We start from the raw sequence: 23,185 nt of genomic DNA, 5'->3' as shown, positions 1-23,185 counted from the left end.
GGGCTTCGGCTAAGGACAGGTCCAGGCACCCGTAGCTCAGCTGGATAGAGTGCTGCCCTCCGAAGGCAGAGGTCACAGGTTCGAATCCTGTCGGGTGCGCCAAATTTCTACCATTCTAGAACAAAGGCGGGCACTAGGGGGCGATTTCCGAATTGCGCGGACTCCGAGCCTTCGAGAGTGGTCTGAACTGCTGGCGTTCGCTCTCATCGCGAGCGCGCGTGTTAGGCGCGCTCTCGCGCCACCATGACAGCGCCCAGGATCAACAGCACTGCCCCTGCGAGTGTCAAAAGGCTGGGGCGTGTTTGAACCGCATCGGATTTCAAGGCGTCGGCCGCGATGCCCGCGACAAGCTGGCTCGCGACGAGAACCGCGATCGTTGTAGCCGCGCCGACCCGCTGATAGCCCAAGATGCCGGCAAAGACGAAGAACGAGCCGAGCAACCCGGGCAAGATCGCCCACGGCCGCAACGTCCCGATCATCTCTGCAATTCCGGCCACGCCATGGCGCGCGAACAGCGTTCCTCCGAGCAAAAGCAATCCCACACTTGAATTCAGCACGAGGGCAATGAGAACGGTCGATGCAGCTTCCGTTATCCGCACCATCAGCAGATTTTGAATCACGAGTGCAGCACCGGCCGCTGTTAGTAGGGCTAGGGTTAGGGGCGCGCTCATCTTAGCCGTCTACAGGCTGCGCAGGGGTTTGCAGCACGAGTTGATAGAAAGCGAGATCAAGCCAACGGCCGAACTTGAAACCAACCTGCGGCAGCGTGCCGGTGTGCTTAAAGCCAAGCCGCTCGTGCAATACGATGCTGCCGGTATTTGTCGCCTCGATGCCGCCGATCATCACATGCTTGTCGTTCTCCCGAGCGGCGCCGATCATCTCGCGCATGACGACGTTGCCGAGACCTTTGCCACGATGATCCTTGTGGACGTAGACGGAGTGCTCGACTGAATACTTGTAGGCCGGCCACGCGCGGAACGTGCCATAGCTGCCGAAGGCGAGCAGTGTTCCTTGCGCATCTTCGACGCCGACGACAGGGAAGTTTCCTGCGCGCTTGGCGTCAAACCATCCGACCATGCTCCCCGGAGCGCGGGGCCTGTAATCGAAAAGCGCCGTCGATGTTTGTATCGCCTCATTAAAGATTTCCAAGATCGCGGCGGCATGGCGCTCGTACGAGCACTGAACGATAATCGGCTCACTCATCCTTGTTTCCTTGAAGTGTTGGAGGTTGTGGTCAGCACGACCGCATAGCGCGCTAACTTTTTCGTCGGGTTGTGGAAGGTGATCCGCTGCCCGAGCACCATGGCGAGACAATCGCCGACCCGCAGGTGGGATGCGTCACCATCCACGGTCACGATCATTTCGCCTTCGAGTACCCACACCTGTTGATGAGTCACTACGTTGCGGATGATGGTCTCGAAAGTGACGGTCTCGCCAGCCGGAAAGGCGACCTCGACAAGCTCGATGGGCGTTGCGTAGCCGCTCGGCGAAACGTGTCGGCGCTCGTAGCCGGTAGCAGGGTCTTTCCACACTTGTTGATCCGCGAGACGTGAAAGCGGCACCGGAGCGGTTCCAGCTTCTTCGGCAAAGAGCGAGGCCAAAGTCACGCCAAGCGCGTTCGCTAGCCTATTCAATACAGCGGCGGTCGGACTCGTCTCTCCGCGCTCGATGAGAGAGATCATCGAACGGCTGACCCCGCTTAGATCGGCTAGAGTATCGAGTGAATGACCGCGAGCCTTTCGTAGTTCGCGCACCCGCATTGCGATGAGAGCATCTAAATCCATCACTCCAGTATATTGGATTTTTTCATCCAGTAAACAGGATTCTTCGACGGCGTTCGGTTCGCCGGGCCCTTGCGCACGAGAACAATGCTCGTGGATTAGGCGAGACAGCCCTTCTGGAAAATCGACCCAACCTCCGATCGCCTTTCCTCTTTGGAGGAGGCTGTATCCACCAAAATTATAAAGCATCTACAATGACATAGAGGTGCCAAGTTTCATCCTCTCTGGTGCGCCAGCGAGCCCTTGAAGATACCAGCGCGGCGGTGCCTAGCGGATGGCTTCCAGCAGCGCCGCGGCGGCGTCGATTGCCGCGCTCTGGTGCGGTTGCAGGTCCTGCTGGCCCCAATGCGCGATATGCGGCCCCCAGGGATCTTCCACCCCCGTGCGGTGGCCCGACATCTCCTCCAGCACCGCCAGCCCGCAGTAGGGCGCATACATCGCCGAATAGCCGCCCTCGTGCGACATCATCAGCCGCCCGCCGCAGAGCCGGTCGGCTGCCTCCATCAGCAGCCGGGTCATCTGGCGGTAGCCCTCGGCCGAGACCATCATCCGCCCCAGGGGATCGACGCCCGAGGCATCGAACCCCGAGGGAACGACGATCACCTCGGGCCGGTAGCGGTCCAGCGCCGGGATGACGACACGCCGCATCGCCTCGAGATAGGCGCCATCGCCGCAGCCCGGGGGCAGGGGGATGTTCAGGTTGTAGCCCTCGCCCCGGCCCGCACCGCGCTCGGCCAGGCGGCCCGAGCCGACGGGGAACAGGCTGTCCTGGTGCAGCGAGATCGTCAGCACCTCGGGCGTGTCATAGAAGGCCGCCTGCGTGCCGTTGCCGTGATGCACGTCCCAGTCCACCGTGGCGACGCGCCCCAGCCCACGCTGCGACCGGGCATGCATGATCGCGATGGCCACGTTGCCGAAAAGGCAAAAGCCCATCCCGACGTCCTGCGTCGCATGATGTCCCGGCGGGCGCACCAGCGCATAGGCATTATGCACCCGGCCGGCCAGGACCGCATCCATCGCCTCGATCGTGCCGCCCGCCGCCAGCAGCGCGATCTCGTAGCTGCCGGTGCCGAAGGGGGTCAGCTCGCTGGCATCGCCGCCGCCCGAGGCACTCATGCTGCGGATCTTCTCCAGATGCGTGGCGGTGTGAAAGCGCAGGATCTCGGTCTCGGTCGCCGGACGCGGCCTGATCGGCGTCAGGTGGTCGATCAGGCCCGAGACCTCGATCAGGTTCTTCAGACGACGCTTGGTCTCGGGGTTTTCGGCATGTTCGCCGGGCTGGATCGTCAGTCCCGGCGGGAAGATCAGCGCCCAGTTCTGCGTGTCGTGCCAAAGGTAAAGTTCGTGAAAGACGAATCCGGTCGCCATGCGTCCCCTCCCCGGGTATCGGGAAGGCTAGCGGATGAAGGGCAGCCTGTCACTTTCGGAACGCCGTCATTCGTGGCGCAGCGCCTCGATCGGGTCCAGCCTTGCGGCGGCGCGGGCGGGGAAGAAGCCGAAGATGACGCCGACCAGCGCCGAGAAGGCGAAGGCCAGCAGGACCACGGCCGGATCGGGCGTGAAGGGGATCGCCATGAACCGCGCCGCGACGGCGGCAAGGCCGAGGCCCAGCACGATCCCGAGGACCCCGCCCATCAGCGACAGCACGATCGCCTCGACCAGGAACTGCATCAGCACCTGCCGCGCCTGCGCCCCCACCGCCAGGCGGATGCCGATCTCGCGGGTGCGCTCGGTGACGCTGACCAGCATGATGTTCATGATGCCGATGCCGCCCACCAGCAGGCTGACCGCCGCCACCGCCGCCAGAAGCCCGCTCAGCACCCCGGTGATCTGCGTCAGCATCGAGGCCAGCTGCTTCATGTCGATGACGTCGAAATCGTCCTCTTCCTCGGGGCCGATGCGGCGGATCTCGCGCATGAGGTAGGTGATCGCCACCGCCGCATCCTCGGTCGCCACCCCGTCTGCGACACGGATATAGACCGTTCCCACATCGTCATTGCCCGCGATACGGCGCTGGAAGGTGCGGATCGGCATCAGCACCACGTCGTCCTGGTCGCTGCCGAAGGACGAGGCGCCCTTGGCGGCAAGCAGGCCGATCACCTTGCAACTCATCGCCTCCAGCCGCAGCGACTGGCCGATCGGATCCAGGCCGCCGAAGATCTCGCGCCGCACCGTCTCGCCCAGGATGCAGGCTGCCGCGCCCGAGCGTGCCTCGGCCTCGGTGAAGTTGCGGCCCGCCACCAGCGGCCAGTTCGCCGCCTCCAGATAGCGCGCATCGGTCGCGGTGATCTGGGTGCGGTAGTTCTCGCCCCCCGCCACCACCGTCGCCGTGCCGTTCGAGACGGGGGCGGCGGTCTCGATCTCGTCCAGCCCGTGCTCCAGCCGCGCGACCATGCGCAGGTCGAAGGGCCGCGCCACGCTGGCCCCGCCACCGGGGCCGGGAGCCATCCCGCGCCCGCCCGGCCGCAGCATCAGGATGTTCGTCCCGAGCTTTGCGACATCGGCCGTCACCTGCGCCTGCGAGCCCTGGCCCACGGTGACCATCGCGATCACCGAGGCCACGCCGATCACGATGCCCAGCACCGTCAGGAAGGACCGAAGCGCATTGCGCAGGATCGCCCTGAGCGCCAGCCGGGCCGTTTCCCACAGCATCTCAGGCCACCTTCCCGTTGCGGCGCTCGCTGTCGATGCGGCCGTCGACCATCCAGATGATGCGGTCGGCATAGGCGGCCATGTCATCCTCATGCGTGACCATGACGATGGTCAACTCGCGCTGGCGGCGCAGGCTGACCAGTAGGTCCATGATCTCGACCGAGCGGCGGGTATCGAGGTTCCCGGTGGGCTCGTCGGCCAGAAGCACCCGCGGGTCGCCCGCCAGCGCGCGTGCGATCGCCACCCGTTGCTGCTGCCCGCCGGACAGCTGCGAGGGGTCGTGATGCTCGCGCCCCTTCAGCCCGACCATCTCCAGCGCCTCCAGGGCCCGCGCGATCCGTTCGGCGCGGGGCATCCCCTTGTAGATCAATGGCAATTCCACATTGTCCAGGGCCGATGTCCGCGGCAGCAGATTGTAGCCCTGGAAGATGAAACCCAGGTAGTTGCGCCGCAGAAGCGCGCGCTGGTCGCGGTCCAGCCCCGCGATCTCGACCCCCTCGAACAGGTATTGCCCCGAGGTCGGCCGGTCCAGGCAGCCGATCACGTTCATCGCCGTCGACTTGCCCGAGCCGCTGGGCCCCATGATCGCGACGAACTCGCCCCGCGCGATGTCCAGATCGACCCCGTCCAGCGCCCGCACCTCGGCGGCGCCCTGACCATAGAGGCGGGTGACGCCGCGCAGCCGGATCAGCGGCGGATCCCCGGCCATCAGCCGTCCTGCCCGATGATCACCAGATCGCCCTCGGTTAGCCCGCCGCTGCGGATCTCGGTCAGCTGGCCGTCGCTGTCGCCGGGCTCGATCGCCACCTCGACCGGCTGGCCCGCGCGCAGGACCCAGACCGCATCCGCCGCACGCGGCGCATCGGGAAGGCTGGGGCGGCGCGGCATGATCAGCCCGAGAAGCCCGCTGCCGCCGCCCTCCTCCTCCTCGGCCGCCGTCACCGCCGGACGGAACCGCAGCGCCGCATTGGGCACCAGCAGCGCATCGCCCACCTTGCTCACCACGATTTCGGCGGTTGCGGTCATGCCGGGCCGCAGCGCGAGATGCGAATTGTCCACGTCCAGCGTGGCGAGATAGGTCACTACGCCCTCGGCCGTCTGCGGCGCATAGCGGATCCGGGCGATCTCGGCGGGGAAGGTGCGGGTGTCATAGGCATCGACCGTGAAGGTCGCCGCATCGCCGATCTCCAGCCTGCCGATATCGGCCTCGTCCACCGCGACCTGCAGTTCCATCCGCGTCAGATCCTCGGCCACGGTGAACAGGACCGGCGCCGACAGCGAGGCCGCGACAATCTGGCCCGTATCCGCCTGCCGGTCCAGCACGACGCCGGTGATGGGCGAGCAGATGCAGGCCTTGGCCAGTTCGGTCTCGGCCAGCCGCAGGTTGGCGCTGGACAGCGCCACATCCGCCTCGGCGATCTCCAGATCGGCCCGCGCCCGGTCCAGCGCCGCGCGGGCGGTGTCCAGGCTTTGCCGGCTGGTGACACCGCGTTCGTCCAGCTGGCGCGAGGTGTCGAAATTCGTCTCGACCTCGTTCAGCGTCGCCTGTGCCCTTGCGACACGCGCATCGGCCGCGCGCAGGTTGGCGCGCTGCACCGCCACCTTCGCCTCGAGATTCGCCGTGTCCAGCCGCGCCAGGACCTGCCCGGTCTCGACCCGGTCGTTGAAATCCACCAGAACCTCTTTCAGCGTCCCCGACAGCTCGCTCGAGATATCGACCATGTTCGTCGGCTCGACCGACCCCGTGGCGGTGACCGTGACCACCAGATCGCCGCGGACGACGGCCTGCGTGGCATAGGCGATGCCCACGCCCGCGCTCCTCTGCGCCAGATACCAGGCGCCAAGCCCGCCCAGGGCCAGAACCGCCGCCAGCGCCCACCATATCCGGCCTCTCTGCGGTCGCCCCAGGCCCAGCACCGCCTCGATCTCCCGCTGCCGCTCGCTCATCCGCAGACCTTCCCGATTGCCGCCCGGGCCATGGCCAGCCCGCCGCCAGTCGGCAGGTATCACCCACGGCAGAAGATAGCAGCGGCGCGGCCCGGCTCAAGACGGCATCCTGCCGCGCGCCGGTGCCTCTGGACATTGCCCCGGAGCCCGCGCCATACCTCGGGCAAGCATGATGCAGGACCGATCCCTTCCGCCCCTGGCCCGACTGGCGGCCGGCCTTACGCTCGGTACGCTGGGAGGCGTCGCCTTCCACGCGCTCTCGCTGCCGCTGCCCTGGATGCTGGGTCCCCTGTTCCTGACCATGGTGGCCGCGGTCGCCGGTTTCCCGGTTGCGGGTCCGGCGCGGATGCGCCCCGCCATCGTGGCGGTGATCGGCGTCCTGCTCGGCTCGCGTTTCTCGCCCGAGGTGCTGGGGCAGGCGGGTGAGGCGGCGGTGACGCTGGCGATCCTGCTGGCCTATCTCCTGGCCGTGGGCGCGGTTGTCGTGCCCTTCTACCGCTTCGCCGGACGGCAGGACTGGACCACCGCCTATTTCGCCGGGATGCCCGGCGGCCTGTCCGAGATGATCGAGTTCGGCGAGGCGCGCGGCGCCAATGTCGCGGCGATCGTGCTGGCCCATTCGCTGCGCATCGTCGTCACCATCGCGCTGATGGCCTTCCTCTTTCGCGTGGTCCTGGGCCACGACGTCGGGGCCGCGGCCAGTTCCGCCTCCGGCCCGCCGCTCGGGATCATCGACGCGGCGATCCTGATGGCCTCGGCGGTGCTGGGGGCGGCCCTCGGCACCTGGGCGCGCTTCCCCGCGCCCAGTTTCCTTGGCCCGCTCCTCCTGTCGGCCCTGGCGCATATGACCGGCCTTACCGCCGGGGCGCCGCCGACGGTCCTGATCATCGCGGCCCAGGTCGCGCTTGGCACGATCCTCGGTTGCCGCTTCCTCGGGATCCGGCCGGTGATGCTGTGGAAGGCCGGGCTCCTCAGCCTCGGCTCCACGCTCCTGACGCTCGCGCTCGCGCTGGTCGCGGGGCTGGCGATGCGTGCCTGGGCGGGAGTGGGGCTCGACCAGGCCCTGCTGGCGCTGGCACCGGGCGGGCTGACCGAGATGGGGCTGATCGCGCTGGCGATCCATGCCGATGTGGCCTTCGTCGCGCTGCATCATGTGGCGCGGATCCTGGTCGTCATCGTCCTGGCGCCCATTCTGGCTCGGGTCCTGCCGCCGCAGGACTGAACGGCAGGCGCGGGGCAGGGCGGTTTCGGCCGGGATCGCGCCCTTGGCTCTTGCCTTCTTGCAAATGCTTCTCATTTACACTCTACTGCATCCGAAGCCTTTCGAGGTCCCCATGAATCTGACCCGCCGTCTCCTTCTGCTAGTCCCCCTTCTGGCCGCGCTTCCGGCGCAGGCGCAGGACCGGCTCAAGGTCGTCACCACCTTTACCGTGATCGCCGACATGGCCCGCAATGTGGCCGGAGAGGGGGTGGAGGTCGTCTCGGTCACCAAGCCCGGCGCCGAGATCCATGGCTACGAACCCACGCCCAAGGACATCGTCGCCGCCGCGGATGCCGACCTGATCCTGCGCAACGGCCTTGGCCTCGAACGCTGGTTCGAGCAGTTCCTGGCCAACCTGGGCGAGGTGCCCTCGGCCACGCTGACCGACGGGATCCAGCCGATCTCGATCACCGGCGGCGATTACGACGGCAAGCCCAACCCCCACGCCTGGATGAGCATCTCCAACGCGCTCACCTATGTCGACAATATCGCGGCGGCGCTGGCGAAGGCCGATCCCGCCAATGCCGCGACCTATGCCGCCAATGCCGAGGCCTACAAGGCCCGGCTCGCCGCCGCCCTCGACCCGCTGCAAGCCGAGATCGCGGCACTGCCCGAAGGCAACCGCTGGCTCGCCACCTGCGAGGGCGCCTTCTCCTACCTCGCCCGCGACCTCGGGCTGCAGGAACTGTATCTCTGGCCGATCAACGCCGACCAGCAGGGCAGCCCCCGCCAGGTCCGCGCCGTGATCGACGGGGTGCGCGAGCATCAGATCCCCGCGGTCTTCTGCGAAAGCACCGTATCCGCCGACCCCGCCGAACAGGTCGCCCGCGAGACCGGCGCGGCCTTCGGCGGAATCCTCTACGTCGACAGCCTTTCGGCCGAGGACGGCCCGGTGCCCACCTATCTCGACCTTCTGAAGGTCACCACCGAAACCATCGCCCGGGGCCTGACCCCGGCCAAGTGAGGCCCCGATGCGCGACGCCCCTGCAACCGAAGGCATCTTCGCCGAAGGCGTCACCGTCACCTACCGCAACGGGCTGACCGCGCTGACCGACGCCAGCTTCGCCATCCCGAAAGGCACGATCACCGCCCTTGTCGGCGTGAACGGCGCGGGCAAGTCCACTCTCTTCAAGGCGATCATGGGTTTCGTCCCCGTCGCCCGCGGTACGATCCGCCTGCTCGGCCTGCCGGTGCGCGAGGCGCTGCGCCGGAATCTCGTGGCTTACGTCCCCCAGGCCGAGGAGGTGGACTGGTCCTTCCCCGTCCTGGTCGAGGACGTGGTGATGATGGGCCGCTACGGCCATATGGGGATGCTCCGCCGCCCCTCCGCCACCGACCGCGCCAAGGTAGATGAGGCGCTGGGGCGGGTGGGCCTGACCGACCTGCGCCACCGCCAGATCGGCGAGCTTTCGGGCGGCCAGAAGAAGCGCGTCTTCCTCGCCCGCGCGCTGGCGCAGGAGGGGCGGATCATCCTCCTCGACGAGCCTTTCACCGGCGTCGACGTCAAGACCGAGGAGCAGATCATCGCCCTTCTCCGTACGCTCCGCGACGAGGGCCATGTCATGCTGGTCTCGACCCACAACCTCGGCTCGGTCCCCGATTTCTGCGACCGCGCCGTGCTGGTGAAGGGCACCGTCCTCGCCTATGGCCCGACCGAGACCACCTTCACCCGCGAGAACCTGGAACGCGCCTTCGGCGGCGTCTTGCGCCACTTCACCCTCGGCGGCCCCGACCTGCACGAGGACGACGATACCCGCGAGATCAGCATCCTGACCGACGACGAACGCCCTTTCGTGCAATACGGCCGGAAGGGCGACAGATGACCCGTCCCGCCAGTCACATCTGCCAAGATATCCACCGCGCGGCGAGCCCTTCGTCCGAGCCGGTTGCGCGCCCTTCGCGCGCAGAGGCGAGACAAAAGGCTTGCGGCGCAGCCGCTCAATCTGAAAACCGCCCCGACCCCCGCAGCGCCGCCCGGGTTCTCAGCCTTCCCGCCGCCCCCCACCCCCATCCCCTCCCCACGCGGGGGAGGGGGGCCGCTCCACCCATGCCGTTGCGCCACCGGCTGCCATCCGGCACCTCCCTCCCCCCTCCGTGGGGGAGGGCCGGGGTGGGGGGGCCGGACGCCGGAGAGTCGCGTCCACCATCACCGCCTGCACCTTCCCCCCGCTCCCGGCGCTGCGGAAGGGAAATAGTCCCGGCCCGCCGTTCTGCGCCAACGCGGACCATTCAGCACCTCCTTCCCCCCTCTGTGGGAGAGGACCGGGGTGGGGCGACCGGACACCGGAGATTCACGCTCACCATCACCGCCTGCACCGTCCACCCGCTCCCGACGCCGCAGAAGGGAAACCGACCCGCCCCACGGTTGCGCGCCAACGCATCCCGTTCCGCGCCTCCCTCCCCCCGCCGTGGGGGAGGGATGGGGTGGGGGGGCGCCGGCCCGGGAGTACGCCCCCATGCTTGAGCCCTTCGCCTACGGCTACATGACCAACGCCATGTGGGTCTCGGCCCTGGTCGGTGGCGTCTGCGGCTTTCTCTCGGCCTATCTGATGCTGAAAGGCTGGTCCCTCATCGGCGACGCGCTCTCGCACTCCGTCGTCCCCGGCGTGGCGGGCGCCTATATCCTCGGCTTGCCCTTCGCCCTTGGCGCCTTCCTGTCGGGCGGCCTCGCCGCCGCCGCCATGCTGTTCCTGTCGAACCGCACCGGGCTCAAGACCGACACGGTGATCGGCCTGATCTTCACCTCTTTCTTCGGCCTCGGCCTGTTCCTGATCTCGATCTACCCGACCTCGGTCTCGATCCAGACCATCACCATGGGCAATATCCTCGCCATCTCGCCCGGCGACACGGCTCAACTGGTGATCATCGGCGGGGTCTCGGCCGCCGTCCTGCTGCTTCTCTGGAAGGATCTGATGGTCACCTTCTTCGACGAGGCCCATGCCCGCACCATCGGCCTGCGCCCCGACTTGCTGAAGGTGGTCTTCTTCACCCTCCTCTCCGCCTCTACCGTGGCCGCCATGCAGACCGTGGGGGCCTTCCTCGTCGTCGCGATGGTCGTCACCCCCGGCGCGACCGCCTATCTTCTGACCGACCGCTTTCCCCGGCTCCTGACGCTTGCCGCCACCATAGGGGCCGTCACCGGCTTCAGCGGAGCCTATCTCTCCTACTTTCTCGATGGCGCCACCGGCGGCATCATCGTCCTCCTCCAGACTGCCCTTTTCGCTCTGGCCTTCGTCTTCGCCCCGAAACACGGCCTCCTCGCAGCGAAGCGGAGGGCAAGCGCATGACCGAGGTCCTGCTGCAACCCTTCCAGTTCCCCTTCATGCAGAACGCCTTCCTGATCGCGCTGATCGTGGCTCCGCCTTGCGCGCTTCTCTCCTGCTTCCTGGTGCTGAAGGGCTGGGCGCTGATGGGCGACGCGGTCAGCCATGCCGTCCTGCCCGGCATCGTGCTGGCCTATATGGCCGGCCTGCCGCTCCTGATCGGCGCCTTCGTCGCGGGCCTCGGCTCGGCGCTCCTGACCGGCTGGCTTGCCGACAACAGCCGCATCAAGCGCGACACGGTGATGGGCGTGGTCTTTTCCGCGATGTTCGCCAGCGGAGTCGTGCTGATCACCGCCTTCCCGACCGATGTCCACCTCGACCATATCCTCTTCGGCAACATGCTGGGGGTGGGGCAGGGCGACCTCACCACCGCCGCGCTTATCGCGATCCCCGTGACCCTTGTCCTCGCGCTGAAATGGCGCGACCTGATGCTCCATGCCTTCGACCCGGCCCAGGCCCAGGTCTCGGGCCTGCGGGTGTTGCTTCTGCACTACGGCCTCCTCACTATCCTCGCGCTGACCATCGTCGCCACGCTCTCCTCGGTCGGCCTGATCCTCGCCATCGGTCTTCTCATCGCGCCGGGGGCGATCGCCTTCCTTCTCACCCGCAGCTTCGGCGCGATGCTGATCATCGCCACGCTGATCTGCACGGGCGCGATGCTTGCCGGGATCTGGACCAGCTTCCATCTCGACAGCGCCCCCGCGCCGACGATCATCCTGATCCTGACCGGGCTTTTCCTCCTTGCCTTCCTGCGCCGCCTCGCCCTGAGCCGCGCCCGCTGATCCCTTGCCGAACCTCGGGCCAGTCTCTACCCATGAGGCCATCAGCGCCCTGGGAGCCCTCACCGAATGCCTGCCAATGCCGCGATCTGGTTCGCCGCCGATGGCTACGACCCCGCCGCCAGGGGGATCAACGGCCGCCGTGTCGCGGGGGAGAGCTTCCTGCGGGGCTTCTTCGCCCATGGCGCGGTCGAGGAGTTTGTCAGCCTCGCCCATGCCAGCGCCGATCACGCCGCCTTTGCCGCCATGGCCCGCGCCGCCGGGGTGACGCGGCCCCTGCGCGCCGTGCGGCTGGACGCCCCCGCCGCGATGCGCCCGGTCGAAGTGGTGAGCTACCCCGCGCCGCTCGATCCGGTGGAATGCTGGCGTCGCGCGCCGCATGGCGGGGCGGCCTGGGCGCTGACCGGGATCACCCACACGATCTCGACCAACGCCGTGATGCGATGCCTCTTCGAGCTGCGCTCCGCGCCGCAGATGCCCTGGGACGCGCTGATCTGCACCTCCCATGCCGTGCAAGCCGCCGTCCGCCGCCTGATGGAGCTGGGCGAGGACCAGCTTGCCCGCCGCTTCCCCGGCGCGGTCCTGCCCGCGCGTCCGCTCTTGCCGGTGATCCCGCTGGGCGTCCATTGCGACGAATTCGCCCCCGATCCCGCTGCAGGCACCGGGCTGCGCGCCCGCCTCGGCATCGCGCCGGAGGATGTGGTCGCAGCGACCATCGCCCGCCTGACCCCGGACGAGAAGTTCGACCCTTTCCCCCTGTTCCTCGCCATGCAGGAAGCCCAATCCCGGCTGAGCGCAGCCGGGGGCGGCCGCATGCACCTGATCCTCTGCGGCCAGTTCCGCGTCAGCCACTGGAACGAGGTGTTCCGGAACGGCGCCGCGCAGCTGATGCCCTCCTGCGGCTACCACCTCCTTGACGGCGGCAACGCGGCCGAGCGCAGGGCCACGCTTTCCGCCGCCGACATCTTCGTCTTCCCGATCGACAACGTTCAGGAGACCTTCGGCCTTGCCCCGGTCGAGGCGATGGCGGCGGGCCTGCCGGTGGTGGTCTCGGACTGGGACGGGTTGAAGGACACGGTGACGCCCGAGACCGGCTTCCGCATCCCGACCGAGCTGCCGGGGCAGGGGGCCTTGACCCATCTCAGCCAGCGGCACCTCGGCGGGACGGACGACTATGTGCAATATGTCGGGCAACTGGCCGCGCTGACCCGGCTGGACGTGGGCGCGCTGGCCGGGGCGCTGACGGCCCTCGCCACCGATCCCGATCTCCGCGCCCGGATGGGGGCGGCAGGCCGCGCGCGGGCGCGGGCGCTTTACGACTGGCGTGTGGTGATCCCGCAGATCCAGGCGCTCTGGGCCGAGCAGGTGGCGATGCTGGCCCATGCCCGTCGCCGCCCCGATCCCCGCCACGCGCCCCTCGACGCCGCGCTGATCCCCACCGGCCCCGCGCCGGACCTGATGTTCGCCGCCTACCCGACGGCCTTCCAGCCCGGCACGCGCCGCCTGCGCCCCGTGCCCCTCGGCACCCGTCCCGACCTGCCCCGAACCTTCGCGCTGCGCGACTACCGCTTCGCCCGCCGCTTCGTTGAAGACCCGGCCCGCCTGCGGGCGATCCTCGCCGCCTATGCGCCCGAGGCCACAGCCGAGGCCGTCGCCGCCGCCACCGGCCTTGCCCCCGCCAGCATCGCCCGCGCCACCGCCTGGCTGCTCAAATATCACTTCCTGGAGGAAGCCCCATGAGATCCATCCTCATCACTGGCGCCGGCGCCGGAATCGGCCGCGCCACCGCGCGCCTGTTTCTCTCCGAAGGCTGGGAGGTCACGCTCCTCGGCCGCCGCCGCGAGACGCTGGAGGAGACCGCCGCCGGGCAGGCCGCCCGGATCATCCCCTGCGACGTGGGCGATCCGGCCGGGGTCGATGCCGCCTTCGCCCAACTGACCCGCCTCGACGTCCTGTTCAACAATGCCGGAATCTCGGCCCCCGCCGCGCCCATCGACGAGATTCCGGTCGACCAATGGCTCGAGGTCAGCCGCACCAACATCACCGGCATGTTCCTCTGCGCCCGCGCGGCCTTCGGCCTGATGCGCCGCCAGTCGCCCCGCGGCGGCCGGATCATCAACAACGGCTCGATCTCGGCCCATGTCCCGCGCCCCGGCTCGACCCCCTACACCATGTCGAAACATGCCGTGACCGGCCTGACCCGCACCCTCGGCCTCGACGGCCGCGCCTTCGACATCGCCTGCGCGCAAGTCGACATCGGCAACGCGCTGACCGGCATGGCCGCCCGCTTCACGAAAGGCGTGCCCCAAGCCGACGGCAGCACAAGGGCCGAGCCGGTGATGGACGTGGATCACGTCGCGCGCATGGTGCTGCACATGGCCAGCCTGCCCCTGGAGGTGAACACCCCCTTCGTCACCATCATGGCGCGCGACATGCCCTTCATCGGGCGCGGCTGACCTCAGGCGGCGTCGGGATAAAGCCCCTGCAGCAGGCGGATCGTCTCCAGCACCTTCGGGTCCTGGATCGCGTAGATGATCGCCTTGCCCTCGCGCCGGGTGGTGACCATCCCCTCCAGCCGCAGCCGCGCGAGCTGCTGGCTTACCGCCGCCTGCCGCGAGCCGAGCAGCCGTTCCAGCTCGGTCACCGACCGCTCGCCCTCGGCGAGGCGGCACAGGATCGTCAGACGGCCTTCGTGACTAAGCGCCTTCAGGAAGGCCGCCGCCTCGGGGGCGCAGACGGCAATGGACGGGGTCTCGGTAGGGGAACGGTCGAGCGACATCACTGGGGCACTCCATACAACGCTAGATTGATTCAACATATCAGCACTTGCGCAAGTCGGCGAGGCCCCTCTTGCTCCGGCCCGGACTCCGGGCAAGGATCGGCGGAAGCGGTGTCACTTCGTCCCTTCGCCTCGGCGCAACCCTGCCGATCCGCCGGGAAACCGCGTGCTGCCCCGGGAACCGCCCGAAAGGATCCTGTCCAGATGACCCGCCCGCTTGCCTTCACCGCCCCTGGCCGCTTCTGGCGCGGCAATCTGCATACGCATTCCACCCGCTCCGATGGGGTCCTGCCCCCCGAAGAGGTCTGCCGCCGCTATCGGGCCGAAGGCTATGATTTCCTGGCGCTGACCGACCATTTCATCGGCAGCTACGGCTATCCGATCGTCGACACCACGCCGTTCCGCGCCGAGGGCTTCACCACCATCCTCGGGGCCGAGCTCCATTCCGGCGCCATGGCCAATGGCGAGCTCTGGCATATCCTCGCCGTGGGCCTGCCGCCGGATTTCCCGCCCCCGAATGCGCCGACCTTCGTTCCCGTGGCGGAGCAGGAGACCGGCGCCCAGATCGCGGCCCGCGCGGTCGCGGCCGGAGCCTTCGTCGCCATCGCCCATCCGCAATGGTCCGGCCTGACTTTGGCCGACGCCCGCGCCATCACCGCCGCCCATGCGGTCGAGATCTACAACCACGGCTGCGCTGCCGGCTGCGACCGGCCCGACGGCGCGGCCATCGCCGATCTCCTCCTGACCGAAGGCCGCAAGCTCTCGCTGATCGCCACCGACGACGCGCATTTCTCTGAACCCGACCATTTCGGCGGCTGGGTCATGGTGAAGGCCCCCGAGAACACGCCCGGGGCGCTGCTTGCCGCCCTGAAGGCGGGGGCCTTCTACTCCAGCCAGGGGCCCGAATTGCGCGACGTCCGGCTGGAGGGCGACCATGTCGTCGTCGAAAGCTCCGCCGTGGTCTCGGTGGTGGCGATGGGGCATGGCACCGGGGCCAAGGCGGTGCACGGCCATTCGATGACCCGCGCCGCCGTCCCGCTGCAGCGGTTGAACAATTCGCCCTGGATCCGGGTTGCGGCGATCGACGCCGCCGGCAAACGCGCCTGGTCGAACCCGATCTGGCGCGAGGGCGGGAAGAACCCCAGGGTCTTGTGAAAGGAACCGACATGCCCGGCCCCGCCATGATCACCGATGTCGAGGACTTCTTCTCCCTCGGTTGCGGCCGGTGCGAACGCTTCGCGACCCCCGACTGCTCCACACGGCTCTGGCTTCAGGGCCTCATGACGCTGCGCCGCCTCTGCCGCGAGGTGGGGCTGGAGGAGGTGGCGAAATGGGGCCATCCTTGCTACATGCACGCCGGTCGCAACATCGCGATCATGGGGGCTTTCCGGGGCGATTTCCGTCTGACCTTCTTCAACGCCGCCCTGATGCACGACCCGGAAGGGGTGCTGGAACGCCAGGGTCCCAACACCCGGCACCCGGACTGCCTGCGCTTCACGGACAATGCCGCGCCCGACAAGATGGCCCCGCTGATCAAGGCCTATCTGGCCGAGGCGATGGGCTATGCCGAAGCAGGACTCCTGCCGCCGAAGGACAGCAGCCAGCCCGACCTGACCGAGGAACTGGTCGAGGCGCTGGATGCCGATCCCGAACTGGCCGAGGCCTTCCAGGCGCTCACGCCGGGGCGCCGGAAAAGCTGGGCGCTGTTCCTTGGAGATGCCAAGACCTCGGCGACGCGGCTGTCCCGGATCGAAAAAGGCCGCGCGAAGATCCTTGCCGGAAAGGGCGCGACCGAAAGGTAGCCGCGCCCGATCCGCTCGGTCTTCCGGCCTGGAATCCGCTTCCTCCGCGTTGCAGCCAAGCATGATTACCTGTTGGTAAACGTCCACGGCCAAGCCTTTGAATTTCCAGCAGCCCTCATTCTGCCCGCGCGCGAGCAGCCCGCATTTGACCCCGCCGCCCGCCCTGGTCTACCATGGCCGCATGACCTCCGACCCCGCCCGCCGCATGACCCAGGCCCTCCGTGACGGCGGTGTCCGCGTGACCCGCCAGCGCGAGGCGCTCTTGAAGGTCCTGACCGAGGCCGCCGATCACCCCGACGCCGCCGAACTCCACCGCCGCGCCCGTGCCCTGGACGACAGCCTGTCGCTGGCCACCGTCTATCGCACCCTCTCGGTGCTGGAGCGGGAAGGAGTGGTCCTGCGGCTGCCGCTGGAAAACGGCGGTGCCCGCTACGAGGTCGCGGACGCCCCGCACCACGACCACATCGTCGACCTCGACAGCGGCCAGATCACCGAATTCCGATCCGAGAAGATCGAGCAGCTGCAACGCGAGATTGCGGCCGAGCTGGGCTTCGAGATCGTCCATCACCGGATGGAACTGTACTGCCGGAAGAAGACCTAGCCCTCGAAGCGGCCATAGCGCCCCTGGCTGAAGAGCAGCGGCTCGCCCGCCCGCACCGTCACCCGCAGGACGCGGCCCACCACGATCGCATGGTCGCCCCCGTCATGCACCGCGTGGGACGCGCAGTCGAAACGGGCCAGCGCTCCGCTCAGCGCGGGCAGGCCCTCGGTGGTGACGGAATGGTCCAGCCCGTCGAAGCCCGCCCCACCACGCGTGAACCGGGCCAGCCACTCGCGCTGACCCGCCTCAAGCACATGGATCGCGAAATGCGCCGCCTCCGCGAAGATCCCGAACCGGCGCGAGGCGCGGGCGGGCGACCACAGCACCAGCGGCGGGTCGAGCGAGACCGAGGCGAAGCTGTTGGCCACAAAACCCACCGGCCCCTCGGGCCCCAGGGTGGTGACAAGCGTCACCCCGGTCGCGAAGCGGCCGAAGGCATCGCGCAGGGCGCGCGGGTCGGCGGGGAGAAAAGTCGTTTCGGTCACGCTGGTTCCGTCGGGCATGGCGGGCAATGTCATGGGCCCCACCAGATATGGCAAGGCCCATGACAATCAACCGCAAACTTGCCCCTCAGACCGTCCGCACCAGCCGCAGCGCGTCATAGATCGCGGAATGGGTGTTCCGCGCCTCCACCGCGTCGCCGATGCGGTAGAGCTGGAAGCCCTCGGCCGCGGGCTGGGGCCGGCCGTCGATCATCGCCCCATAGTCCACCGCGCCCTTGTTGGCGGAAAGCGGCTTCAGCTCGAAATAGATCTCGGCCAGCGGCTTGGTGCCGTGGTTCACCACAACCTGGTCGTAGACCGCCGTCTTGTCGAGTTTCATGTAGTCCGAGCCGATCGTCGCCTTCAGCTGGTTGCCGGCCTTCTCGACCTCCAGGAGGCGGTAGGTCACGGTGAAGGTCACGTCCTTGTCCTGCATCGCCCGCATGTAGGGCACCAGGTTCATCGCCATGACTTCGGGCGCGAAGGTGCGGTCGGGGGTCATCACCTCGACCTTCGAGCCCGCCTCGGCGATCAACTGCGCGGCCTGCAGCGCGGCATGGTCGCCCGCGTCGTCGTAGAGAAGGACGTTGGCGCCCGGCTTCACGTCGCCCGAGAGGATGTCCCAGGTCGAGATCACCAGGTCGTTGCCCTTGGCCAGCACTTCCGTGTTGGGCAGGCCACCCGTCGCGATCACCACCACATCTGGGTTTTCTGCAAGGACGTCAGAGGCTTCCGCCCAGGTGTTGAAGCGGAATTCCACCCCTTTCGCGGTGCATTGCGCCATGCGCCAGTCGACGATGCCGATCATCTCGGCCCGGCGCTTGGTCTGCGCGGTCAGGCGGACCTGGCCGCCGGGCTGGTCGGCGACCTCGAACACGACGACCGAATGCCCCCGCTCGGCCGCGACGCGGGCGGCTTCCAGGCCGGCCGGGCCGGCGCCGACCACGACGACCTTCTTCTTCACCCCGGCCGGGGCGATGTCATGCGGCATCGTCTGCTCGCGGCCCGTGGAGGGGTTGTGGATGCAAAGCGCCATGCCGCCCTGGTAGATCCGGTCCAGGCAATAGGTCGCGCCGACGCAGGGACGGATGTCGTCCTCGCGGCCCTCGACGATCTTGCGGACGATATGCGGGTCGGCCATGTGGGCGCGGGTCATCCCCACCATGTCGACCTGGCCCGTCGCCACCGCGTGCCGCGCGGTCGCAACGTCGGCGATGCGGGCGGCATGGAGCGTGGGCATCCCGACCTCGGCCCGGATGCGACCGGCGAAATCCAGGTGCGGCGCGGACCGCATGCCCTGGATCGGGATCATGTCGGTCATCGCCGGATCGGTATGGATCCGGCTGCGGTTGATGTTCAGGTAGTCGACCATGCCCGAATCGCGGAACATCTTGCCCAGGGCGACGCCTTCCTCGATGTCGATGCCGCCCGGCTCCATCTCGTCCACGCCGTAGCGCAGGCCCAGGATGATGTGGTTGCCGATCCGCTTGCGCACGGCCTCGACGATCTCCAGCGTCAGGCGGGCGCGGTTTTCCAGGCTGCCGCCATAGGGGGCATCCATCGTGTTGGTCAGCGGCGACATGAACTGGTCAAGCAGGTGGCCGTGGCAGAGGAACTCGATCCCGTCGACGCCCGCCGCATGCATCCGCTCGGCCGCGTCCACGTAGTCGCGGATGATGCGGGCGATGTCCCAGTCCTCGGCCTGTTTCGGAAAGGCGCGGTGCGCGGGTTCGCGTATCCCCGAGGAGGAGACCACCGGCAGCCAGTCGCCCTTGTCCGAGCGTGTGCGGCGGCCAAGGTGCGAAAGCTGGATCATCACCGCCGCCCCCGCCTCGTGGCAGTCGTCGGTCAGCCGCTTCATCCACGGCACGATCTCGTCCTTCCAGACCAGGAGGTTCGAGAAGACCGGCGGGCTGTCGCGGCTGGTGCTGGCCGAGCCCGCGGTCATCACCATGGCGACCCCGGCCTTGGCGCGTTCCAGGTGGTAAAGCCGGTAGCGGTCCTTGGGCATCCCGTCATCGCCATAGGCCGGTTCATGGCTGGTCGTCATGATCCGGTTGCGGAGGGTGAGGTGTTTCAACTTGTAGGGCTGGAGGAGCGGATCGTTCGACATGGGGCCGGACCTTGGTTGGGGTGGATCGCTATTGGGGTGAATCGCTTCTGTGACGCAGTATCGCAAAACTTGACACATGTGTCGAGTTTTGTTTCGATCTGCTTGTGCCGGATCGGCGCGGATGGTTAGGTCGGCGGCATGAACAGGCAAAAGACCGAGCGCGGATGGCGGGGAACGCCGGATCTCTGGCTGGATGCGGCCTACGACCTTCTGGTCGAGGGCGGGGTCGAGGCGGTGAAGGTCATGCCCCTGGCCGAGCGGGTGGGTCTGTCGCGCACCAGCTTCTACTGGCATTTCCCCGACCGCGAGGCGCTTCTTGCGGGGCTGGTTGAGCGGTGGCGGGCCAAGAACACCGGCAATCTGGTGGCGCGCTGTGAAGCTCCGGCCGCGACGATCGCCGAGGCGACGCTGAACCTCTTCGACTGCTGGTATGACGACGACCTGTTCGACAGCCGCCTGGAATTCGCGATGCGGACCTGGTCGCTGACCGACCCTGCCGTCGCGGCGGCGATGGGCGAGGCCGACGCCACGAGGGTTGCCGCCATCACCCGGCTTTTCCGCCGCTTCGGCTATGGCGAGGCCGAGGCCGACACCCGCGCGCGCACGCTCTATCTGACCCAGGTCGGCTATATCGCGCTTCGGTCCGATGAAAGCCATGCCATCCGCATGGCGCGCAACCCGGCCTATGTGCTGACCTTCTCCGGCGTCGCCCCCACCGCCGCCGAGATCGCCGCCTTCGAGGCCCGGCACCCGGCCCGGGCCGGCGACTGACGCGCTGCCGCACCGCAGCCATGGGCACATCGATTGCAGGGACGGCGCTTTTCCGGCAGGGTTACGCAAGGCGCGCCCCCGACAGGGATGCAAGAGAGGACGACAAGCGGTGAGGCTGCGGCGGGGTCCAAAATTCCTCGAAGAATTTTGTCCGGAATTTTCGAAGATTCCGGGGCTCGCCGTGCTGGCCGTGCTTCTGACCCCCGGCCGTGCCTTCGCCTGCGCCCTGCCGCCCTCGGTCATCCTGACCCTGCCCACGGGGCATTACATCACCGCCGCCGCCCTGACCGTGGCCCTGACCGCGCTGATGGGCGCCGCCGCCCACCGCCTGCCCGCGATGGAGCCGCGCCTGCTCGGCGCGCGGCGGGTCATCTTGCCGGTCGGCCTGACCTCCTACCTGTCCTTCCTTGCCTTCCTCGCCCTGGTCTTCGTCGGCTTGTTCGGCGCACGCGACCCGATGCACAACCTGATGACGCTGGTGTTCTGGACCGGGGTCTGGATTGTCGTGCCCCTTGGCTCGATGCTCTTCGGCAACCTCTGGCGCGGACTGAACCCGTGGACCGGCCCCGTCCGCATTGCCCGCACGCTCTTGGGCCGAAAGGGCGGGATCGGTCTTGCCCGCCTCGGCCACTGGCCCGCCGTTGCCGGCTACGCGGGCTTCGTCTGGTTCCAGATGGTCTCGCTCTACCCCGACGATCCTGCCGTCCTGGCCGCGGTCGCGCTGGCCTACTGGCTGGCGATCTTCCTGCTTGCCGTGCTGGACGGCGAGGACTGGCTGGAGCGGGGCGAGTTCCTGACCGTCCTCTTCGGCCTCATCGCCAAGGTCGCGCCGCTCTGGCACGAGACGCAAGGAAGCCGGACCCGGCTGATGCTCGGCTGGCCCGGCACGCAGGTGTTGGCGATGCCGCCGCTGACACCCTCGGCCGTGGTGTTCGTCAGCCTTTCGCTGGCGGCGCTGACCTTCGACGGGCTGGTCGAGACCTTCTGGTGGCAGGCCCTGATCGGGGAGAACCCGCTGGAGCCCACCGGGCGCAGCGCGGTGGTGGTGCAGAACACGGCGGGTCTGGTCGCGGTCTGGCTGCTGACGCTGGCCCTGATCCTGACGGCGATCACCCTTGGCCGCCGGATCGGCGGCGGTTTCGCCACCGGGCCGGTGATGCTCTCGTTCCTCGCCATCGCGGCGGGATACCATGCGGCGCATTACCTGGTGATGCTCTTGACGGCGGGGCAATATACGCTCGCCGCGCTGAACGATCCCCTGATGCGGGGCGATAGCTGGCTGGGTCTGCCGCCCTTCTTCGTCTCCTTCGGCTTTCTCACCGACCCGCGGGTGATGCCGCTGATCTATGCCGCACAGTTCGCCGCGATCCTTGCGGCGCATCTTCTGGCGGTGCTTCTGGGGTTGAAACTGGCGGGCCAGGGGGCACGGGGAATCGCGCATCTGCCGATGACGGCCTTGATGGTGGGGTACACGGTGCTGGGGCTGTGGCTGCTGTCCACCGCAAGGACCGGGTGAAACGACTGGACAAACCGGGGGTTACGCCCCCTTAATCGAACGCAATGGCCCGAACCAGAGGCCGCAACAGTGGAGAGACGGAGATGTCGAACGGATTGCTTCACCCTACCCGCCGCGGCCTTCTTCTGGCCGGAGGCGCGGGGCTGCTGACTGCGGCGCTGCCGGGCCATGTCGCCGCGCAGGCCGCCCCGATCAGGATCGGCTTCCAGCTGCACCGCACCGGCATCGGCGCCGCCTACGGACGCTGGTACGAACGGACCACCCAGGCCGCGCTGAAGGCGATCAACGACGCGGGCGGGATCGCGGGCCGGCCGGTCGAGATCCTGTTCGAGGATGACGCGACCGACCCCAAGCGCGGCTCGGAAGTGGTGGACAAGCTGACCCAGGCGGATGGCTGCGACCTGGTGATGGGGACGCTGTTCTCGCATGTCGTCATGGGCTCCGCGCCAAGGGCGGGCGAGTTGAAGGTGCCCTACCTCGTCTGCTCCGAGGGCTATCACGTCGCCTCGGGCGCGCTGAACCGCTGGACGCTGCAGCCCGGCATCACCGATGTGCGGGCGCAGATCTCGACCATGGCGCCGTGGGTGGCGGCGAACCTTGGCAAGAAGGTCACCATGGTCTTCCCGGACTATGCCTTCGGCCACGACCACCGCGACTTCTTCACCAAGGCGGTTGCCGAGCAGGGCGGCGAGGTCATCGCCCAGATCGCCGTGCCCCCGACGGAAACCAGCTTCACCCGCTATTTCCCGCAGATCCCGGCCGAGACCGAGGTCCTGTATCACGTCATGGTCGGACCGGCCGTCCTGACCTTCGTCAAGGAACTGGGCGAGTTCTACGGCACCGGCGCCAAGCCCGCGCTCTTCGGCTTCGTCGACAGCCTGGAGGCGGTGGACACCGCGACGCCGGGGCTGGAGTTCCTGGAAGGCAGCCATTTCTGGGAGGCGCATCCAAGGGTGAAACCCGCCGACGCGGGCGAGCATGAGGCCGCCTATCGCGCCGCGGTGGGGGTGGACGACAACGGCGCATCTGTCAGCGACGCCAAGGACATCTCGACCTACAGCCACATGTTCAGCACCTGGGAGACGCTCTATTTCATCAAGCAGGCGATGGAGGCCTCGGGCTACGCCGGCCCGGCCGACCGGCAGAAGCTGGTCGAGGCGATGGAGGCGATCTCGGACCTGCCCTATGGCATCGAACGGCCGCAGGGGGCCAAGCGCTTCAACGGCAAGACGCACCAGGTCTTCGGCACGCAGTCGATCAGCCAGGTGCAGGGCGGCAAGCTGGTGAAAGTGCACACCACGACGATCGAGGAGGGGCTTTACGAGGACGCGGTCGACTACACGACGATGTCCTTCTGAGCCGCGTGGGCAGATTGCCC

Annotated in this window: 23 protein-coding genes and 1 tRNA gene; 14 read left to right on the top strand and 10 right to left on the bottom strand. The window is 68.1% G+C overall.

Annotated features, from left to right (window positions below; all coding sequences use genetic code 11):
- Positions 1-25 precede the first annotated feature (25 nt).
- Positions 26-102 (top strand) — tRNA-Arg (locus I7S92_RS01750).
- 119 nt (positions 103-221) lie between these two features.
- On the opposite strand, the gene I7S92_RS01745 is transcribed toward I7S92_RS01750, so the two are convergent.
- The 7 genes from I7S92_RS01745 to I7S92_RS01715 all read right to left on the bottom strand — a co-directional run bounded on the left by I7S92_RS01745 (position 222) and on the right by I7S92_RS01715 (position 6,380).
- Positions 222-671: a DMT family transporter gene (locus I7S92_RS01745; protein ID WP_197641735.1), complete on the bottom strand. Its 450-nt coding sequence runs from the start codon at positions 669-671 to the stop codon at positions 222-224.
- Between the two features lies 1 nt (position 672).
- Positions 673-1,203, bottom strand: a complete 531-nt coding sequence (locus I7S92_RS01740; protein ID WP_197641734.1) for a GNAT family N-acetyltransferase — start codon at positions 1,201-1,203, stop codon at positions 673-675.
- Complete coding sequence (locus tag I7S92_RS01735; RefSeq protein ID WP_197641733.1) at positions 1,200-1,970, bottom strand: helix-turn-helix domain-containing protein; 771 nt, start codon at positions 1,968-1,970, stop codon at positions 1,200-1,202. The genes I7S92_RS01740 and I7S92_RS01735 overlap by 4 nt, the downstream gene beginning before the upstream one ends.
- 78 nt (positions 1,971-2,048) lie before the next feature.
- Complete coding sequence (locus I7S92_RS01730; protein ID WP_197641732.1) at positions 2,049-3,149, bottom strand: class II histone deacetylase; 1,101 nt, start codon at positions 3,147-3,149, stop codon at positions 2,049-2,051.
- A gap of 66 nt (positions 3,150-3,215) precedes the next feature.
- Entirely contained in the window at positions 3,216-4,433 is a 1,218-nt protein-coding gene (locus I7S92_RS01725) for an ABC transporter permease (RefSeq protein WP_197641731.1), read from the bottom strand.
- A gap of 1 nt (position 4,434) precedes the next feature.
- Complete coding sequence (locus tag I7S92_RS01720) at positions 4,435-5,142, bottom strand: ABC transporter ATP-binding protein (protein WP_197641730.1); 708 nt, start codon at positions 5,140-5,142, stop codon at positions 4,435-4,437.
- The gene (locus I7S92_RS01715) at positions 5,142-6,380 is read right to left on the bottom strand and encodes an efflux RND transporter periplasmic adaptor subunit (protein WP_197641729.1); all 1,239 of its coding nucleotides are present in this window, start codon (positions 6,378-6,380) and stop codon (positions 5,142-5,144) included. Before I7S92_RS01715 ends, I7S92_RS01720 begins: the two co-directional genes overlap by 1 nt.
- Positions 6,381-6,552: 172 nt before the next feature.
- On the opposite strand from I7S92_RS01715, the gene I7S92_RS01710 reads away from it, so the two are divergent.
- The 7 genes from I7S92_RS01710 (at position 6,553) to I7S92_RS01680 (ending at position 14,199) form a co-directional block, all read left to right on the top strand.
- Complete coding sequence (locus I7S92_RS01710) at positions 6,553-7,602, top strand: AbrB family transcriptional regulator (RefSeq protein WP_197641728.1); 1,050 nt, start codon at positions 6,553-6,555, stop codon at positions 7,600-7,602.
- 112 nt (positions 7,603-7,714) lie between these two features.
- Positions 7,715-8,605, top strand: a complete 891-nt coding sequence (locus I7S92_RS01705) for a metal ABC transporter substrate-binding protein (RefSeq protein ID WP_197641727.1) — start codon at positions 7,715-7,717, stop codon at positions 8,603-8,605.
- A 7-nt stretch (positions 8,606-8,612) separates the two neighbouring features.
- Complete coding sequence (locus I7S92_RS01700; protein WP_197641726.1) at positions 8,613-9,464, top strand: manganese/iron ABC transporter ATP-binding protein; 852 nt, start codon at positions 8,613-8,615, stop codon at positions 9,462-9,464.
- 633 nt (positions 9,465-10,097) lie between these two features.
- Positions 10,098-10,928, top strand: coding sequence for a metal ABC transporter permease (locus I7S92_RS01695; protein ID WP_197641725.1), 831 nt, complete (start codon positions 10,098-10,100; stop codon positions 10,926-10,928).
- Positions 10,925-11,746, top strand: coding sequence for a metal ABC transporter permease (locus I7S92_RS01690; protein WP_197641724.1), 822 nt, complete (start codon positions 10,925-10,927; stop codon positions 11,744-11,746). Before I7S92_RS01695 ends, I7S92_RS01690 begins: the two co-directional genes overlap by 4 nt.
- Positions 11,747-11,812: 66 nt before the next feature.
- Positions 11,813-13,483: a glycosyltransferase family 4 protein gene (locus I7S92_RS01685; protein ID WP_197641723.1), complete on the top strand. Its 1,671-nt coding sequence runs from the start codon at positions 11,813-11,815 to the stop codon at positions 13,481-13,483.
- The gene (locus I7S92_RS01680; RefSeq protein ID WP_197641722.1) at positions 13,480-14,199 is read left to right on the top strand and encodes an SDR family oxidoreductase; all 720 of its coding nucleotides are present in this window, start codon (positions 13,480-13,482) and stop codon (positions 14,197-14,199) included. Before I7S92_RS01685 ends, I7S92_RS01680 begins: the two co-directional genes overlap by 4 nt.
- A 2-nt stretch (positions 14,200-14,201) precedes the next feature.
- Here I7S92_RS01680 and I7S92_RS01675 read toward each other — a convergent pair whose 3' ends face one another.
- A complete protein-coding gene (locus tag I7S92_RS01675) occupies positions 14,202-14,522 on the bottom strand; it encodes an ArsR/SmtB family transcription factor (RefSeq protein ID WP_197641721.1) in 321 nt (106 codons plus the stop codon).
- Positions 14,523-14,726: 204 nt separating this feature from the next.
- On the opposite strand from I7S92_RS01675, the gene I7S92_RS01670 reads away from it, so the two are divergent.
- The 3 genes from I7S92_RS01670 (at position 14,727) to I7S92_RS01660 (ending at position 16,925) form a co-directional block, all read left to right on the top strand.
- Positions 14,727-15,677 carry a PHP domain-containing protein gene (locus tag I7S92_RS01670; protein ID WP_197641720.1) on the top strand — a complete coding sequence of 317 codons (951 nt, stop codon included), beginning with the start codon at positions 14,727-14,729 and terminating at the stop codon, positions 15,675-15,677.
- Between the two features lie 11 nt (positions 15,678-15,688).
- Positions 15,689-16,324 (top strand): YdeI/OmpD-associated family protein, encoded by a 636-nt coding sequence (locus I7S92_RS01665; RefSeq protein ID WP_242070009.1) that lies wholly within the window; start codon positions 15,689-15,691, stop codon positions 16,322-16,324.
- A 181-nt stretch (positions 16,325-16,505) separates the two neighbouring features.
- Positions 16,506-16,925, top strand: a complete 420-nt coding sequence (locus I7S92_RS01660) for a Fur family transcriptional regulator (RefSeq protein WP_197641719.1) — start codon at positions 16,506-16,508, stop codon at positions 16,923-16,925.
- Here the strand turns inward: I7S92_RS01660 and I7S92_RS01655 are convergent.
- Both I7S92_RS01655 and I7S92_RS01650 read right to left on the bottom strand, forming a co-directional pair.
- Positions 16,922-17,428: a flavin reductase family protein gene (locus I7S92_RS01655; RefSeq protein ID WP_197641718.1), complete on the bottom strand. Its 507-nt coding sequence runs from the start codon at positions 17,426-17,428 to the stop codon at positions 16,922-16,924. The two genes, I7S92_RS01660 and I7S92_RS01655, sit on opposite strands and share 4 nt — an antisense overlap.
- A 67-nt stretch (positions 17,429-17,495) precedes the next feature.
- On the bottom strand, positions 17,496-19,520 hold the full coding sequence (locus I7S92_RS01650) for an oxidoreductase (RefSeq protein ID WP_197641717.1): 2,025 nt from the start codon (positions 19,518-19,520) through the stop codon (positions 17,496-17,498).
- Between the two features lie 138 nt (positions 19,521-19,658).
- Here I7S92_RS01650 and I7S92_RS01645 point away from each other — a divergent pair, with 138 nt between their 5' ends.
- From I7S92_RS01645 to I7S92_RS01635, 3 genes are all read left to right on the top strand, one after another.
- The gene (locus I7S92_RS01645; protein ID WP_197641716.1) at positions 19,659-20,291 is read left to right on the top strand and encodes a TetR/AcrR family transcriptional regulator; all 633 of its coding nucleotides are present in this window, start codon (positions 19,659-19,661) and stop codon (positions 20,289-20,291) included.
- A 181-nt stretch (positions 20,292-20,472) separates the two neighbouring features.
- Positions 20,473-21,807 carry a hypothetical protein gene (locus I7S92_RS01640; RefSeq protein WP_197641715.1) on the top strand — a complete coding sequence of 445 codons (1,335 nt, stop codon included), beginning with the start codon at positions 20,473-20,475 and terminating at the stop codon, positions 21,805-21,807.
- A gap of 83 nt (positions 21,808-21,890) precedes the next feature.
- Positions 21,891-23,165 carry an ABC transporter substrate-binding protein gene (locus I7S92_RS01635; protein ID WP_197641714.1) on the top strand — a complete coding sequence of 425 codons (1,275 nt, stop codon included), beginning with the start codon at positions 21,891-21,893 and terminating at the stop codon, positions 23,163-23,165.
- Positions 23,166-23,185: the final 20 nt, after the last annotated feature.

Source organism: Tabrizicola soli, from assembly GCF_015999335.1.
GTDB classification, from domain to species: domain Bacteria; phylum Pseudomonadota; class Alphaproteobacteria; order Rhodobacterales; family Rhodobacteraceae; genus Tabrizicola; species Tabrizicola soli.
The sequence above is the reverse complement of the archived record's forward strand: the minus strand, read 5'-3'. Positions and strand labels throughout refer to the sequence as shown.

Bases quoted from the DNA above. Each gene is read 5' to 3' on its own strand.
- I7S92_RS01645 (WP_197641716.1), top strand. From the start codon at position 19,659: ATGAACAGGCAAAAGACCGAGCGCGGATGGCGGGGAACGCCGGATCTC.
- I7S92_RS01655 (WP_197641718.1), bottom strand. From the start codon at position 17,428: ATGCCCGACGGAACCAGCGTGACCGAAACGACTTTTCTCCCCGCCGAC.
- I7S92_RS01685 (WP_197641723.1), top strand. From the start codon at position 11,813: ATGCCTGCCAATGCCGCGATCTGGTTCGCCGCCGATGGCTACGACCCC.
- I7S92_RS01680 (WP_197641722.1), top strand. From the start codon at position 13,480: ATGAGATCCATCCTCATCACTGGCGCCGGCGCCGGAATCGGCCGCGCC.
- I7S92_RS01735 (WP_197641733.1), bottom strand. From the start codon at position 1,970: ATGCTTTATAATTTTGGTGGATACAGCCTCCTCCAAAGAGGAAAGGCG.
- I7S92_RS01690 (WP_197641724.1), top strand. From the start codon at position 10,925: ATGACCGAGGTCCTGCTGCAACCCTTCCAGTTCCCCTTCATGCAGAAC.
- I7S92_RS01675 (WP_197641721.1), bottom strand. From the start codon at position 14,522: ATGTCGCTCGACCGTTCCCCTACCGAGACCCCGTCCATTGCCGTCTGC.
- I7S92_RS01660 (WP_197641719.1), top strand. From the start codon at position 16,506: ATGACCTCCGACCCCGCCCGCCGCATGACCCAGGCCCTCCGTGACGGC.
- I7S92_RS01710 (WP_197641728.1), top strand. From the start codon at position 6,553: ATGCAGGACCGATCCCTTCCGCCCCTGGCCCGACTGGCGGCCGGCCTT.
- I7S92_RS01740 (WP_197641734.1), bottom strand. From the start codon at position 1,203: ATGAGTGAGCCGATTATCGTTCAGTGCTCGTACGAGCGCCATGCCGCC.
- I7S92_RS01700 (WP_197641726.1), top strand. From the start codon at position 8,613: ATGCGCGACGCCCCTGCAACCGAAGGCATCTTCGCCGAAGGCGTCACC.
- I7S92_RS01730 (WP_197641732.1), bottom strand. From the start codon at position 3,149: ATGGCGACCGGATTCGTCTTTCACGAACTTTACCTTTGGCACGACACG.
- I7S92_RS01715 (WP_197641729.1), bottom strand. From the start codon at position 6,380: ATGAGCGAGCGGCAGCGGGAGATCGAGGCGGTGCTGGGCCTGGGGCGA.
- I7S92_RS01665 (WP_242070009.1), top strand. From the start codon at position 15,689: ATGCCCGGCCCCGCCATGATCACCGATGTCGAGGACTTCTTCTCCCTC.
- I7S92_RS01705 (WP_197641727.1), top strand. From the start codon at position 7,715: ATGAATCTGACCCGCCGTCTCCTTCTGCTAGTCCCCCTTCTGGCCGCG.
- I7S92_RS01720 (WP_197641730.1), bottom strand. From the start codon at position 5,142: ATGGCCGGGGATCCGCCGCTGATCCGGCTGCGCGGCGTCACCCGCCTC.
- I7S92_RS01670 (WP_197641720.1), top strand. From the start codon at position 14,727: ATGACCCGCCCGCTTGCCTTCACCGCCCCTGGCCGCTTCTGGCGCGGC.
- I7S92_RS01725 (WP_197641731.1), bottom strand. From the start codon at position 4,433: ATGCTGTGGGAAACGGCCCGGCTGGCGCTCAGGGCGATCCTGCGCAAT.
- I7S92_RS01695 (WP_197641725.1), top strand. From the start codon at position 10,098: ATGCTTGAGCCCTTCGCCTACGGCTACATGACCAACGCCATGTGGGTC.
- I7S92_RS01650 (WP_197641717.1), bottom strand. From the start codon at position 19,520: ATGTCGAACGATCCGCTCCTCCAGCCCTACAAGTTGAAACACCTCACC.
- I7S92_RS01635 (WP_197641714.1), top strand. From the start codon at position 21,891: ATGTCGAACGGATTGCTTCACCCTACCCGCCGCGGCCTTCTTCTGGCC.
- I7S92_RS01745 (WP_197641735.1), bottom strand. From the start codon at position 671: ATGAGCGCGCCCCTAACCCTAGCCCTACTAACAGCGGCCGGTGCTGCA.